This window comes from Cupriavidus sp. 10L43_2 (assembly GCF_056395265.1).
Window position 1 is genome coordinate 68,004 of record NZ_JBFTJE010000008.1, and the last position, 12,580, is coordinate 80,583.

The window sequence follows — 12,580 nt, forward strand, 5'->3', positions numbered from 1 at the left end:
TTTATCGCAGCCCAAGCGAGTCAAGCGTCTCCCGCAGGCCCAGCAGCTCGACCATGGTCGCGCCCTGGGCCAGCCGCTCGCGCATCTGGGCCTCCTTCTGCTCGCGCGCCGCGCTCGCGGCGATGACTTCGGGCACCTCGTCGGCGCCCACGATGACGAGCCCGTCGCGGTCCCCCACCACGATGTCGCCGGGCCGCACCGCCGCCCCGCCCAGGATCAGCGGCAGGTTCAGCTTGCCCGGCTGGTGCTTGTTGGTGCCGCGAATGCTGAGCCCCCGGCAGAACACCGGAAAGCCCATCTCGACGATTTGCGAGGCATCGCGCACCGCGCCGTCGATCACCAGTCCGGCAATGCCGATCTGCTGCGCCGCGAAGGTCAACACATCGCCCCACGGGCCGGCATCGACGAACGCTTTCGCGTCCACCACGAGTACATCGCCCGGGCGCGCCTTGGTCAGCGCGTAGTGGATCATCAGGTTGTCGCCGGGACGGATGTCCACGGTCAGCGCCGGGCCGGCCAGCCGCATGGTCGGGTCCAGCGGCGCGATGCGTGGGTCCACGGCGCCGCGCTGGCCCTGCGCCTCGTGAATCGTGGCGGTGCCCAGGCGCTTGAGCTGGTCGAGCTGGGCGGCGGTAATCGAAGTGGTCATGGCGAAGTTCGATGAAGATCAGTCAACGGTCGCGCCGGAGCGCTTGACCAGCGATTCCCAATACGGCAGTTCCTTGCCGATAAAGGCGCGGAACTGGGCCGGCGTGCCGCGCACATCGCCCGAGCCCATCTCGGCCAGCTTGGCGGCGACGTCCGGCTCGCCGAGCACGGCGTTGAGGTCGTCGTTGAGGCGCTGCACCAGCGGCGCGGGCGTCTCCGCCGGCACGAACAGGCCGTACCAGTTCTCGATCACGAAGCCCGGGAAGCCGGCCTCCTGCATGGTCGGCAGATCAGGCAGCGCGCGGGCGCGCTTGGCGCCGGTAGTGGCCAGCGGCCGGACGCGGCCCGACTTGAGCTGCGGCGCCAGCGCCGTGGTGGTCTCGAAGGCAATCGGCACCTGCCCCGCCAGCACATCACTCAGCGCCGGCCCCTGTCCGCGATACGGCACGTGGATCAGGTCCAGATGGCGCTCCAGCTTCAGCAGTTCGCCAGCCAGATGCTGCGGGCTGCCGCTGCCGCCGGACGCGTAGCTGTACTTGCCCGGCGACGCCTTGACCAGATCCACCAACTGCCCCACGTTATTGGCCGGCAGCGCCGTGTTGACGTAAAGCACCAGCGGCACGGACGCCACCTCGCCCACCGGGGCCAGCGCGCGGGTGGGGTCCAGCTTGAGCTTGTACAGGGTGCGATTGATGACGATGCCGGTGTTGTTGCCGAGCAGCGCCGTGCAGCCATCGCCCTTGGCGCGGCCCACGAACTCGGTGCCGATATTGCTGCTGGCGCCGCCCCGGTTGTCGACGATGACTGGCACGCCCAGCCGCTTCGACAAGCCCGGCGCGACGATGCGCGCGAGGATGTCCGTCGTGCCGCCCGGCGGATAGGGCGAGACGATGCGCAGCGTGGCGCAGGGGTAAGCGGGGGTATCGGCAGCGGCGAGGGCGGTGGAATTCACGCCGGCAAAGATTGCGATAACGGTCGCGGCCAGCACGAAACCGGCAGCCGCGCGCCGGCGCGGGTGGGAGGGGAATGCCATGTCTGTCTCCATCTCTATTTATAGTGTGCGAGGGGCCGGGAGCCCCTTCGCGGCGCCGGGCTCAGTGGCCGGCGCGTTGCAGCGTGTGATAGCCGAACTGGCGACGGGCGTCGCGCAGCGCCATGCCCTCCAGCGCGGCGCCGAGAATCTGGTCCTCCACGTCACGCGTGCGCAGCGCGCGTTCGAACACTTCCTGCGCGCGGGCCTGCGGCACCACCACCACGCCGTCCGGGTCCGCCACGATGAAGTCACCGCTGGCCACGCGCACATCGCCCAGGCTCACCGGCTGCTCCACGGCCCGCACCTGCACGCGGTCCTTGCCGGTGCGCATGAACCGGCCGCGCGCATAGAGCGGATAGCCGGCCGCGTCGGCCTCGGCGGTGTCCCGGCAGACGCCGTGGATCACCGTGCCGCCCACCCCGCGATGCGCGGCCAGCCGGCTCATGATGCCGCCCCAGACCGTGCAGTCCATGCGGCCCGCGTTGTCGAGCACGGCCACGGCGCCCTGCGGAATGTCATCGAGAAAGTCGCCCACCGTGCCCGGCGTGGCCAGGTCCACCGGCACGAAGGCCACGGTGAAGGCCGGGCCGAACACCCGCGGCTGGCCGGCGATGTGCTGGATGCCCAGCGCGCTGCCGGGCAGGCGGAAATAGTCGAGGGCGTCCGAGATCTCGGCGGTCGAGAGTTGGCGGGCGCGGGCCAGCCAGTCGCCGGTGTGGGTGGGATTGGGGGTGTCGCTCATCGTGCTGCGTCTCCTGCTGCTTTTCTGTTTTCCTACCGATGAACGCAGTTTCAAGTAAAGTCCCATCGAGATCAAACATCGAAAAATGGACTCGACTTCAATAAAAATGAACTTGCGGCAGCTACGCTATTTCTGCGAAGTGGTCGATGCGGGCAGCGCGGCGGAAGCCGCCAACCGGCTGTTCGTGGCGCCCACGGCCATCAGCATGCAGCTTGGGCAGCTGGAATCCCTGCTCGGCGCGCCCGTGTTCGACCGGTCCCGCCGCCCGATGACGCTGACCGCGACCGGCCAGTTTCTCTACCCGCGCGCCAAGGACCTGCTCGCGCAGATGCGCCGGCTGGACGAGGAGGCGCGCGCCATCGCCGCCGGCAACCTCGGCTGGCTCGGCATCGGCTTTACCCGTTCGGCTATCTTCTCGATCCTGCCGGCGGCGGTGCAGCGCTTTCGGGAGCAGTATCCGGATGTGCATCTCGATCCACTCGAACTGCTGTCCGAGCACCAGCCAGCGCAACTGCGGCGCGGGCGTATCGACGTGGGCATCTCGCGCTATGTGGGCGAGTTCGAACGGCCGGCGGACCTGCACTACACCACGCTGTTCGAAGACCCCTTCGTGGCCGCCGTGCCGTTGCAGAGCCCGCTGGCACAGCGCAGCGCCATCGCCGCGCGGGAGCTGGACGCGCTGCCGCTGATCCAGTATCCGAAGGACCCGCAGAGCGTGTTCGCCAGCCATATGGTGGCGGCGCTGCGCGACGCCGGTGCCCATCCCACCCCGGGGCATGAGGCCATCGAGATCCATACCGCGCTGGGACTGGTGGCGGCCGGGCTCGGCTTCACGCTGGTGGGCGCGTCGGTGGCGGCGCCGAACCGCACCGACGTCGCCTTCGTGCCGATCGACGATCTCCGCGTGCGCGCCACGCTGGTGGCCGTGACCCGCGCCGGGACATCGAGCCCGGTGATCGACGCCTTCGTGGCCGCCCTCGCCGCCTCCCGCCCCGCCTAGACCGTCACCACAATCTTGCCGAACTGGGCGTTGGACTCCAGGTAGCGGTGCGCGGCGACGATGTCGTCGAAGGCGAAGCGGCGGGCGATGACCGGCGCCAGCGAGCCATCACGCACGCCGTCGAGGATGAACGCCTTGGCCGCCGCCAGCTTCGCCGGGTTGCCGATGACCTCGTGGACGAGGTAACCGCGCAGCGTCAGCCGCTTGCCGAGGACGGTGGCCAGCGGGAACGGCGTGGGCGCGGGGTCCAGCCCGCCGTATTCGATCAGGATGCCGCCCGGCGCCATGGCGGCGGTGAGCGGCGTGAACAGCGGGCCGCCGATCGGATCGAAGACCACGCGCGCGCCCCGGCCGCCAGTGATGGCGTCGATGCGCGCGGCCAGATCCTCGTCTTCCGATGCCACGACGTGGGCGACGCCCTGCGCCCGCAGCGCGTCGCCCTTGGTGGCGCGGCGCGTGACGGCAATCGGCGTGGCGCCGACCCGGTTGGCGATCTGGATGGCAGCCAGGCCGACGCTGCTCGACGCGGCCGTCACCACGACGAAGTCGCCCCGGCCCAGCGCGGCGATGTCGATCAGCGCACCGTAGGCGGTCAGGGTCGGCATCCACAGGGCGGCGGCCTGCGCCCAGTCCAGCGCCGCCGGGTGCCGGACCACCGCTGCGGCCGGCATCGTAATGATCTCCCCGTAGGTCGGCCAGCGCGCCATCGAGATGGGCGGGATCACGCTAACTGCATCACCGACGGCCACCTCGCGCACCCCCTCCCCCACCGCCGCGACAATGCCGGCCGCCTCCAGCCCCAGCCCGGACGGCAGCGGCGGCGTTTCTATATAGATGCCCGCGCGCATCAGCGCCTCGGCCCGGTTCAGCCCGAGCGCCTTGACCCGGATCTGCACCTCGCCGCGCGCGGGCGGCGGCACCTCGACGTCTTCGATCCGGAGCACCTCCGGGCCGCCATGTGCGTGGAAACGGATTACGCGTGTCATCGGTGCCATCACTCGCCTTATTCGTCTTGATTGGGAACGAATACACTATGGCAGGCCGCCCATCCGCGATAAATGGCCGGCTTTCCAGAACACTGATAACCAGGAGTTTCTAATATGGACCGGCTGACTAGCATGACCGTGTTTGTGAAGGCGGTGGATCTCGGCTCGTTTTCGGCCGCCGCCGACGCGCTCGAGCTATCGGGCCCGATGGTCGGCAAGCATGTCCGGTTCCTGGAAGAGCGGCTGGGCATGCCGTTGATCACCCGCACCACGCGGCGCCAGAGCCTGACCGAGTTCGGCCGCGAGTATTACGACCGCTGCCGCGTGGTGCTGGCCGAGGTGGACGCCGCCGATGCGCTGGCCGCCGACCATGCCGACAAAGGCGAGCAATCAGCCCCGCCGCGCGGCCGGCTGCGCGTGACCGTGCCGGTGCACTTCGGTCGGCGCTGCGTGGCGCCGGTGCTGCTGGCGCTAACGCGGCAATATCCCGGGCTCGAACTCGACCTGTCATTCAGCGACCGTTTCTCGGACTTGATCGAAGATGGCTTCGACCTGGCCATCCGCACGGGGGAGCCGGACGACAAGGCCGGTGTGGTGGCGCGCCGCGTGGCGCGGCAGATCATGATCGTGTGCGCGTCGCCCGGCTATCTGGCCGAGGCCGGCACGCCGCTGGGGATCGATGACCTGGCGGGGCATCGCGCCGTGGTCTACCGGCGCTCGGGGCGCATCCGTCCGTGGCAGTTGCCGGGCGACGATGGCGCGCCGGTGCCGGTCCTGCCCGCCCATCAGGTGCGGATGGACGATCTCGACGCCCTGGCTGACGCCGCCGCGATGGGCCTCGGGCTGGCATGGCTGCCGTACTGGCTGGTCCGGGACCGGATTCAGGCGGGCACGCTGGTCCACCTGCTGCCCGAGCGGCCCGGTTTTCCCTACGATGCCTACGCACTGTGGCCGCACACGCCCCACACGCCCCACCTGCCACGCAAGGTGCGCGTGGCCGTGGATGCGCTGGCGGCCGAACTGCCGCGCATGATGGCGTGAAACCACGAGTGCTGGGTGGCTTCCTCGACCTATGGCAGCCCCGCTCGCTGATCGTCGATGCCGGCACCACCGCACCGGCCAGCGGCAGCTTCCCGGCCGTGGTGGCCTCGGACTGGACCGGCGTGCGCCCGGCGACGCCACCGACGGCACCGACGGCACGATCCGCAACGCCGCCGTGCTCGCCGCCAACATCGACTACGTGGCCACCGTGACCGCGTAGCGCACCGCCGCGCAGGCGCTAGAACACGCCGAGCGCGATGCCGGCCGCCAGGCCGGCGCCCAGCTCGGCGCATTGGTCCAGGTCGTCCTGGCCGATCTGCTTCGTGGCGAGGATGGCTTCGGGCGTCTGTGCGTGCGTGCAGACAATCAGCGTCGGCGCCACGCGGTTGAGGCGCCAGCCGGTGGCGATGCGCTCGACCTGCCGCTGCGCGTTCTGGCCGTCACTGCCGGCGCAGATCATCGCCGCGTAGGGGCGGCCGTTCACGCGGTCCAGCACCGGGTAGTAGCAGCGATCGAAGAAGTCCTTCATCAGGCCGGACATCGCGGCCAGGTTCTCCGGGGTGGCGAACAGGTAGCCGTCGGCGGCCAGCACATCGGCCGCGCCGGCCTCGGTGGCGCGCAGCAGGCGGACATCCACGCCCTCCTGCCCGCGCGCCGCCGTGGCCGCCGCCTCGGCCATCTGCGCGGTGCCGCCGGTCATCGTGTGATAGACGATCAGTAAGGTCTTCATGGTGCGCCGACTCTACCATGTGGCACGGGCGGCACCGGCGCACCCGGGGGTACCGAATCGGCCTACTTGCTGCCCTTGACCGTGGTGTAGCTCGTGATCAGGTTGCGGTAGTCGGGAATGTGGTTCGAGAACAGCGTGCCGAGCCCCTCGATGTCGTTGCGCCAGTCGCGGTGCAGCTCGCACGCCACGCCGAACCAGCTCATCATCTGCGCGCCGGCCTGGGCCATGCGGTTCCAGGCCGCGTCCCGCGTGATCGGGTTGAAGGTGCCGGAGGCATCGGTCACGACGAAGACGTCATAGCCTTCCTCGATGGCGGACAGTGCCGGGAAGGCGACGCAGACCTCGGTGACCACGCCGGCAATCAGCAGCTGTTTCTTGCCGGTGGCTTTCACGGCGGCGACGAAGTCGGCGTTGTCCCAGGCGTTGATCTGGCCGGGGCGCGGAATGAACGGCGCCTCGGGGAACATCGTCTTCAGTTCCGGGGCGAGCGGGCCGTTCGGGCCATCCTCGAAGCTCGTGGTCAGCACGGTGGGCAGGCCGAAATATTTGGCGCAATCGGCCAGCGCCAGCACGTTGTTCTTGAACTTGTCGGGTTCGATATCACGCACCAGCGACATCAGGCCGGCCTGATGGTCCACCAGCAGCACGGCGGCTTGGGACTTGTCTAGGCGGTTGTACTTTTGGGTCATCATGCGCTCCAAAGGAAGCCTTGGGCGAGCGGACGGGCATCCGCCCGGCGGGGGTGGCCCTGCGGGCCAGACTCCGCTGCGAACGGCGGAGTGAAGTCCACTGTAGGCGATCCATCGGCAGCGCGGCAGTCGTGAAATGCAACGCGCAGCGGGCCGGTGAAGGCGCGCTGCGCGGGACTGCCATCGGAAAAATCGGACCAGATCCGACCCGGTCAGACGAGATTGATCTCGATATGGATGTTGCCGGTGAGGGCCTTCGAGTACGGGCAGGTCTGGTGCGCGGTCTCCACCAGCGCCTGCGCCACATCGCGCGGCACGCCCGGCAGGCTCACGTTCAGGCGTGCCTGCAGCAGGTAGCCATCGCCGCCCTTGCCGAGGTCCACTTCGGCGTCCACGGCGGTATCGCCCGGCAGTTGCACCTTGCGGGCCTTGGCCGCGATGCCCATGGCGCCGATGAAGCACGCGGACCAGCCCGCAGCCAGCAGCTGCTCCGGGTTGGTGCCGATGCCGCTGGTGCCCGGCGAGGACAGCTTGATGTCCAGCCGGCCGTCGTCGCTGCGTGCCGAGCCGTCACGGCCGCCGGAGGTGATGTGGACTTTGCCGGTGTACAGCACGTTTTCGATACGGGTCATGTCGATTTCCAGTGTTTCGAGGTTGCAGGTTGAAGAGCGTGGATCCAATCGGGCAAATCAGGTGACGCAGGTGACTCAGGTGACTCAGGCGTAGGCGCCGTCGAGGTACGGATCGACCGTGCGTGCCGGGTCGGCCGAGACGCCGGTGCGGTCCATGCCGGCCACGATGCGGGCGCCGTCCGTGTACGGATCGACATTGCGGGCGCCATCGGTGAACGGGTCGACGTTGCGGGCGCCGTCGCTGTACGGGCTGCGGGCGTCCTGCACCGAGCGGGCACCGTCGCTGTACGGGTTGCGGGGTTCTTGCACCGAGCGGGCGCCGTCGGTGTAGACATCACGGGAGCCGGTGACGGCGGCTTGGGCGCCGGCAGCGGCGGCAACGAGGGCGACGGCGAGAACGAGGCGCTTGGCGATGGAGGTCATGATCGTATTTCCTTGAAGTTTGGGTTCGGTAATCAATTAAGGATTGCGAGGCGGGTTACGGTGCGTCTGGTTTGTTTCGCTTGCCGCGCTGCCACGGAATGCATTTAAGACGACGGACGTATCGCGCCCGTAGCGATTTGAGGGCCTTACTGTCAGGGCACGTATCGGTGCGGGAGCCAGATACAAAGGCGTACAAAAAGGGGCGGGGCGGAGGGGGGAGGCAGATCGCGATCGGCGGGATTCGGGTGACGGATGGGGCGGAATCGGTTCGAATCGGGCCCGGACCGGGCAAATCGGACGCAACCGGGCCGATCGGCGAGCCCGCCGGCCACCGCCATGTATCACTCTGTATCTGGCGACGGCCTCGCCACAGTGGCATACGCCCAGCCGCGCTGGCGACACATCGGCGATATGCGCAGCGGGTCTGATCGAGGCAAGCCAATCTTCCTACCGGATGCCAATCATGACCCTGCTGATACTTGCCTATATAGGTGGCGCTCTCACCATCCTGAGCCCGTGCATCCTGCCGGTGCTGCCGTTCGTGTTCGCACGCGCCGGCCAGCCCTTTGTGCGCAGCACGCTGCCGATGCTGGCCGGCATGGCGCTGACCTTCGCCGCCGTGGCCACGCTGGCGTCGGTGGGCGGCGCCTGGGTCGTGCAGGCCAATCAGGTGGGACGCTACGCCGCGCTGGTCCTGCTGACGATTTTCGGCGCGAGCCTGCTGCTGCCCGCGCTGGCGGACCGGCTGGCCCGCCCCGTGGTGGCGCTCGGCAACCGGCTGGCCGGCGATGGCGACACCTCCACGGTGTGGCGCTCGCTGCTGCTCGGCGTGGCGACCGGCATGCTCTGGGCGCCCTGCGCCGGCCCGATCCTTGGGCTGGTGCTGACCGGCGCGGCGCTCAACGGCGCCAGTGTGCAAACCTCGCTGCTGCTGGCCGCCTACGCGGCGGGCGCTGCCAGCTCGCTGGCCGTGGCGCTGGGCATCGGCGGCCGGGTCTTTGCGGCGATGAAGCGGTCGATGGGCGCCGGCGAGTGGCTGCGGCGCGGCCTGGGCGTGGGGGTGCTGGCTGGCGTGGCGATCATCGGCACCGGCACGGACACCGGCCTGCTGGCGCGGCTGTCCGCCGGCAGCACCACTGGCATCGAACAGGCGCTGCTCAATGCGGTGGAGAAGGCGCGCGACATGCCGCCGCAGTCCGCCAACGTCGCCAACGTCGCCAATGACGCCAACAACGGCATGCTGCTGGCCGCCAACGACGCCCGCGTAGGCTTCCCGGGCGGTGTGTCGGGCGCCTTGCCCCCGCTGCCGGTCGAAGGCCGCCTGCCCGCGCTGGACGGCGCGGTGCAATGGCTCAACTCGGCCCCGATCACGCGCGAGCAGTTGCAGGGCAAGGTCACGCTGGTCTACTTCTGGACCTATTCCTGCATCAACTGCATCCGCTCCCTGCCCTACCTGCGCGCCTGGGCTGACAAGTACAAGGACCAGGGCCTGACCGTGATCGGCGTGCATACGCCCGAGTTCGCGTTCGAGAAGCAGCCCGAGAACGTGCGCCGCGCGGTGGCGGACTTCCGCATCGGCTTCCCGGTGGCCATCGACAGCAACTACAAGATCTGGCGCGCCTTCGACAACAGCTACTGGCCGGCGGCGTATTTCGTGGATGGTCGCGGCAATATCCGCCATCACCAGTTCGGCGAAGGTGGCTATGCGACCTCGGAACGTGTGATTCAAGCGTTGCTTGCGGAGGCCGGCGACAAGTCGGTGGCCACGGGACTGGTTGCGCCGGAGGCGCGCGGTGCGCAGGCCATGCCTGACCTGAACAACGTGCGCTCGGGCGAGACCTATGTCGGCTACCAGCAGGCCACCAACTTTGCCTCCCCCGGCGGCCTGCGGCCCGATGCGGCGCGCGACTACACGGTCGGCAAGCTGGACCTGAATAGCTGGGGGCTGTCTGGCCGCTGGACCGTGGAAGCGGAGCAAGGGACACTTGACCGCGCCAACGGCACCATCGCCTACCGCTTCCATGCCCGCGACCTGCACCTCGTGCTCGGCCCGGCGGCCAATGGGCAGGCGGTGCGCTTCCAGGTGACCATCGACGGCAAGCCGCCCGGCGCCAGCCATGGTGCGGACACCGATGAGAACGGCAATGGCGCGGTCACGCAAACCCGGCTCTACCAGCTGGTGCGGCAGGCGGGCGAAGTCGGCGACCACACGTTCGAGATCCGCTTTCTCGATCCGGGCGTGCAGGCTTACGCGTTTACCTTCGGCTGATGTCTGAATACGTGAGTTAATCGTCACTTTTTCGGGGCTTCCTCCCGATTGCGGTAAACTACGCCCCGTTCTGCCGGCCGGGGCGTCGCTGCATCCAGCCCCACCCAGCATCATTTGCCCGGCAAACACCCCTCTGCTTCACCTTCGCTCCGGGGACTGCGCCGCCCATCGCGCGCAGCCCGGTCATTGACCTGCGCCCCCCATCCGGGACCGATTCGGAACCCATCCGGGACCGCGCGCAGGACTGAATCCCTCAGGCAGTTTGTCTGACCCTCCCTCCCGGGGCACGCGCGCGTGTGCCGCGGGCGGATCCGTTTTCCGGAGGACAACGCAATGAAGAAGCCAGCCAGCCTTTGGCTGCTTGCGGCCGGGCTCCTGCCCGTCGCCGCCCACGCCGCACCGGGCGTGACCCTGTACGGCATCGTCAGCTCGGCGGTGCGCTATACGTCGAACATCGACGGACATCACAACGACCAGGCCGCACTGGTCTCGGGCGGCATGGTCGGCAGCCGCTGGGGCCTGAAGGGCGATGAAGACCTGGGCGGCGGCCAGCACGCGATCTTCCAGGTGGAAAGCGGCTTCGCCAGCGACGACGGCCGCGCGTCCTACAACGCGCTGTTCGGCCGGCAAGCCTGGGTGGGCCTGAGCGGCGACTGGGGCAGCCTGACCTTCGGCCGCCAGTACAACGCGCTCAACAACATCGGCTGGGCGTTCGATCCGCTCGACCAGGGCTGGGGCAATTTCTGGTCCGATCCGCTCTACATCGGCGGGGACATCTTCTTCCAGGACTACCGCATCGACAACAGCGTGGTCTACCAGCGCACCGTGGGGCCGTTCTCGGTCCAACTGGACTACGGTGCCGGCGAGCAGGCCGGCAGCATGGGGCGTGGCACCACGCTCGGCGGCGGGGTGAAGTACCAGCAGGGGCCGGTGGTGCTCGGCGTGGCGTACGACCAGCGCCGCAGCGACGATGGCGCCAACACGCTGCGCAACTACTCGGTGGGGGGTTCCTACGCGTTCGGCAAGGCCACGGCCTACCTCGGCCATATGGGCCGGCGCGAGTCCGCTGGGGATGCGCGCTTCGCCATCTCCTTCGTCGGGCTGGGCTACCAGCTGACGCCGGCGTTCCACGTCTCGGGCGCCTACTACCGCTACCAGCAGTCCGGCGACGTGACCACGCAGTTCCAGGACACCCCGGTGCGGCTGGGCGGCGGCAACGCGGACAGCATCGCGCTGGTGGGCGACTACGCGCTCTCCAAGCGCACCAGCGTCTACGTGGAGGCGGATATCGTGCATGCGCGCGGCGGCGCGGTGGGGCGGGAGACCGAGTACTGGGCCGGTACGCCGGCCACGGACGTGGACGATTCCACCCGCATCGGCGTGATGGTGGGCATGCGACACCATTTCTGAAGCCGCGCTATCATCGCCCGCTCAATCCGTTACATCTGTTAAACCCGGGAGCCGCGATGACCGCGAACATGGACACCATCGAGATCAAGGCGTTTCTGCCGGCGCAGGATTTCGACCTGTCGAAGCGTTTCTACCTCGACCTCGGCTTTACGGAGGCGTGGGGCAGCGACGAGATGGCCTACCTGCACGCGGGGCGCTCGAGCTTCCTGCTGACGCGCTTCTACGAGAAGCCGTTCGCCGAGAACCTGATGATGTCGCTGCTGGTGGTGGATGTGGAGGCCTGGTGGCAGCACGTGGTGGCCCAGGACCTGGGCGCGCGCTACGGCGTGCGCGTGAACCCGCCCGAGGACCGGCCCTGGGGCATGCGCGACTTCACGATCGACGATCCGTCCGGGGTGCTGTGGCGGATCGGCCAGTCCATCGACCAGCCGGCCTGATGGCTGCCTGATGGCTGCCTGATGGCTGTCCTGGCTCCCTTCCTTCCGCTTCACGCTTATGTCTTCCGATTCGATTCTTTCCCCCCGTGAACCCGGCGACACCGCCTTCTACCAGCTGTTGGCCGATAGCTACCAGCGGCTGCTCGGCCGCACGCTGGTGCCCGAGCCGATGCCGGCCCGCAAGGCGGCCCGCTGGCTCTACGAGGAGGCGCCGTTCGCGGTGCTCGCCCACAACACCGCGCCCGATCCGGTCTTCGTCTACGGCAACCTGGCCGCCCAGCAGCGTTTCGAGTACGACTGGGCGGGCATCACGCGGCTGCCGTCCCGGCTCTCCGCCGAGCCGCCCAACCAGGCGGAGCGGCAGGCCTTCCTGGCGCGCGTCCAGCGCGTGGGCTACGAGACCGGCTACACCGGCGTGCGCATCACGCGCACCGGCAAGCGCTTCATGATCGAGGAAGCCACGCTGTGGCAACTGATCGACGCCGATGGCGTGCTGCACGGGCAGGCGGTGATCATTCCCCGGACGCGCGACCTGTAGGC

General features: G+C 68.8%; 15 protein-coding genes. 7 read left to right on the forward strand and 8 right to left on the reverse strand.

From position 1 onward, the window contains the following. Position 1: 1 nt before the first annotated feature. The 3 genes from AC1DEL_RS13665 to AC1DEL_RS13675 form a co-directional block, all read right to left on the reverse strand. Entirely contained in the window at positions 2–649 is a 648-nt protein-coding gene (locus AC1DEL_RS13665; protein ID WP_477125361.1) for a 4-carboxy-4-hydroxy-2-oxoadipate aldolase/oxaloacetate decarboxylase, read from the reverse strand. 18 nt (positions 650–667) lie between these two features. Then, positions 668–1,681: a Bug family tripartite tricarboxylate transporter substrate binding protein gene (locus tag AC1DEL_RS13670; protein ID WP_441592605.1), complete on the reverse strand. Its 1,014-nt coding sequence runs from the start codon at positions 1,679–1,681 to the stop codon at positions 668–670. A 61-nt stretch (positions 1,682–1,742) separates the two neighbouring features. Next, positions 1,743–2,423 carry an RraA family protein gene (locus AC1DEL_RS13675; RefSeq protein WP_441592606.1) on the reverse strand — a complete coding sequence of 227 codons (681 nt, stop codon included), beginning with the start codon at positions 2,421–2,423 and terminating at the stop codon, positions 1,743–1,745. 106 nt (positions 2,424–2,529) lie between these two features. Here AC1DEL_RS13675 and AC1DEL_RS13680 point away from each other — a divergent pair, with 106 nt between their 5' ends. Then, positions 2,530–3,423: a LysR family transcriptional regulator gene (locus AC1DEL_RS13680; RefSeq protein WP_092295630.1), complete on the forward strand. Its 894-nt coding sequence runs from the start codon at positions 2,530–2,532 to the stop codon at positions 3,421–3,423. Here AC1DEL_RS13680 and AC1DEL_RS13685 read toward each other — a convergent pair. Further along, on the reverse strand, positions 3,420–4,409 hold the full coding sequence (locus AC1DEL_RS13685) for a zinc-dependent alcohol dehydrogenase family protein (protein ID WP_092296203.1): 990 nt from the start codon (positions 4,407–4,409) through the stop codon (positions 3,420–3,422). The genes AC1DEL_RS13680 and AC1DEL_RS13685 overlap by 4 nt on opposite strands. Before the next feature lie 114 nt (positions 4,410–4,523). On the opposite strand from AC1DEL_RS13685, the gene AC1DEL_RS13690 reads away from it, so the two are divergent. Next, positions 4,524–5,450, forward strand: coding sequence for a LysR family transcriptional regulator (locus tag AC1DEL_RS13690; protein ID WP_477125360.1), 927 nt, complete (start codon positions 4,524–4,526; stop codon positions 5,448–5,450). A 31-nt stretch (positions 5,451–5,481) separates the two neighbouring features. Then, positions 5,482–5,670 (forward strand): hypothetical protein, encoded by a 189-nt coding sequence (locus AC1DEL_RS13695; protein WP_477125359.1) that lies wholly within the window; start codon positions 5,482–5,484, stop codon positions 5,668–5,670. Positions 5,671–5,688: 18 nt separating this feature from the next. Here the strand turns inward: AC1DEL_RS13695 and AC1DEL_RS13700 are convergent, their stop codons facing one another. The 4 genes from AC1DEL_RS13700 to AC1DEL_RS13715 all read right to left on the reverse strand — a co-directional run bounded on the left by AC1DEL_RS13700 (position 5,689) and on the right by AC1DEL_RS13715 (position 7,927). Further along, complete coding sequence (locus AC1DEL_RS13700; RefSeq protein ID WP_454757576.1) at positions 5,689–6,180, reverse strand: flavodoxin family protein; 492 nt, start codon at positions 6,178–6,180, stop codon at positions 5,689–5,691. Positions 6,181–6,242: 62 nt separating this feature from the next. Beyond that, positions 6,243–6,869 (reverse strand): isochorismate family cysteine hydrolase YcaC, encoded by a 627-nt coding sequence (gene ycaC, locus AC1DEL_RS13705; protein WP_092295642.1) that lies wholly within the window; start codon positions 6,867–6,869, stop codon positions 6,243–6,245. Positions 6,870–7,081: 212 nt separating this feature from the next. Continuing rightward, positions 7,082–7,501, reverse strand: coding sequence for an organic hydroperoxide resistance protein (locus AC1DEL_RS13710; RefSeq protein WP_092295645.1), 420 nt, complete (start codon positions 7,499–7,501; stop codon positions 7,082–7,084). An 84-nt stretch (positions 7,502–7,585) separates the two neighbouring features. Next, complete coding sequence (locus AC1DEL_RS13715; RefSeq protein WP_092296206.1) at positions 7,586–7,927, reverse strand: hydroxyquinol 1,2-dioxygenase; 342 nt, start codon at positions 7,925–7,927, stop codon at positions 7,586–7,588. Between the two features lie 460 nt (positions 7,928–8,387). Between AC1DEL_RS13715 and AC1DEL_RS13720 the strand changes: the two genes are divergently transcribed. The 4 genes from AC1DEL_RS13720 to AC1DEL_RS13735 all read left to right on the forward strand — a co-directional run bounded on the left by AC1DEL_RS13720 (position 8,388) and on the right by AC1DEL_RS13735 (position 12,578). Further along, positions 8,388–10,193, forward strand: coding sequence for a cytochrome c biogenesis protein DipZ (locus AC1DEL_RS13720; RefSeq protein WP_477125358.1), 1,806 nt, complete (start codon positions 8,388–8,390; stop codon positions 10,191–10,193). Between the two features lie 333 nt (positions 10,194–10,526). Beyond that, positions 10,527–11,603: a porin gene (locus AC1DEL_RS13725; RefSeq protein ID WP_092295652.1), complete on the forward strand. Its 1,077-nt coding sequence runs from the start codon at positions 10,527–10,529 to the stop codon at positions 11,601–11,603. A gap of 56 nt (positions 11,604–11,659) precedes the next feature. Next, entirely contained in the window at positions 11,660–12,040 is a 381-nt protein-coding gene (locus AC1DEL_RS13730) for a VOC family protein (RefSeq protein ID WP_092295655.1), read from the forward strand. A 58-nt stretch (positions 12,041–12,098) separates the two neighbouring features. Then, positions 12,099–12,578 (forward strand): MEKHLA domain-containing protein, encoded by a 480-nt coding sequence (locus AC1DEL_RS13735; RefSeq protein WP_092295658.1) that lies wholly within the window; start codon positions 12,099–12,101, stop codon positions 12,576–12,578. Positions 12,579–12,580 lie beyond the last annotated feature (2 nt).

Bases quoted from the DNA above. Each gene is read 5' to 3' on its own strand.
- AC1DEL_RS13685 (WP_092296203.1), bottom strand. From the start codon at position 4,409: ATGACACGCGTAATCCGTTTCCACGCACATGGCGGCCCGGAGGTGCTC.
- AC1DEL_RS13730 (WP_092295655.1), top strand. From the start codon at position 11,660: ATGACCGCGAACATGGACACCATCGAGATCAAGGCGTTTCTGCCGGCG.
- AC1DEL_RS13680 (WP_092295630.1), top strand. From the start codon at position 2,530: ATGAACTTGCGGCAGCTACGCTATTTCTGCGAAGTGGTCGATGCGGGC.
- AC1DEL_RS13670 (WP_441592605.1), bottom strand. From the start codon at position 1,681: ATGGCATTCCCCTCCCACCCGCGCCGGCGCGCGGCTGCCGGTTTCGTG.
- ycaC (WP_092295642.1), bottom strand. From the start codon at position 6,869: ATGACCCAAAAGTACAACCGCCTAGACAAGTCCCAAGCCGCCGTGCTG.
- AC1DEL_RS13690 (WP_477125360.1), top strand. From the start codon at position 4,524: ATGGACCGGCTGACTAGCATGACCGTGTTTGTGAAGGCGGTGGATCTC.
- AC1DEL_RS13695 (WP_477125359.1), top strand. From the start codon at position 5,482: ATGGCAGCCCCGCTCGCTGATCGTCGATGCCGGCACCACCGCACCGGC.
- AC1DEL_RS13725 (WP_092295652.1), top strand. From the start codon at position 10,527: ATGAAGAAGCCAGCCAGCCTTTGGCTGCTTGCGGCCGGGCTCCTGCCC.
- AC1DEL_RS13675 (WP_441592606.1), bottom strand. From the start codon at position 2,423: ATGAGCGACACCCCCAATCCCACCCACACCGGCGACTGGCTGGCCCGC.
- AC1DEL_RS13665 (WP_477125361.1), bottom strand. From the start codon at position 649: ATGACCACTTCGATTACCGCCGCCCAGCTCGACCAGCTCAAGCGCCTG.
- AC1DEL_RS13710 (WP_092295645.1), bottom strand. From the start codon at position 7,501: ATGACCCGTATCGAAAACGTGCTGTACACCGGCAAAGTCCACATCACC.
- AC1DEL_RS13700 (WP_454757576.1), bottom strand. From the start codon at position 6,180: ATGAAGACCTTACTGATCGTCTATCACACGATGACCGGCGGCACCGCG.
- AC1DEL_RS13720 (WP_477125358.1), top strand. From the start codon at position 8,388: ATGACCCTGCTGATACTTGCCTATATAGGTGGCGCTCTCACCATCCTG.
- AC1DEL_RS13735 (WP_092295658.1), top strand. From the start codon at position 12,099: ATGTCTTCCGATTCGATTCTTTCCCCCCGTGAACCCGGCGACACCGCC.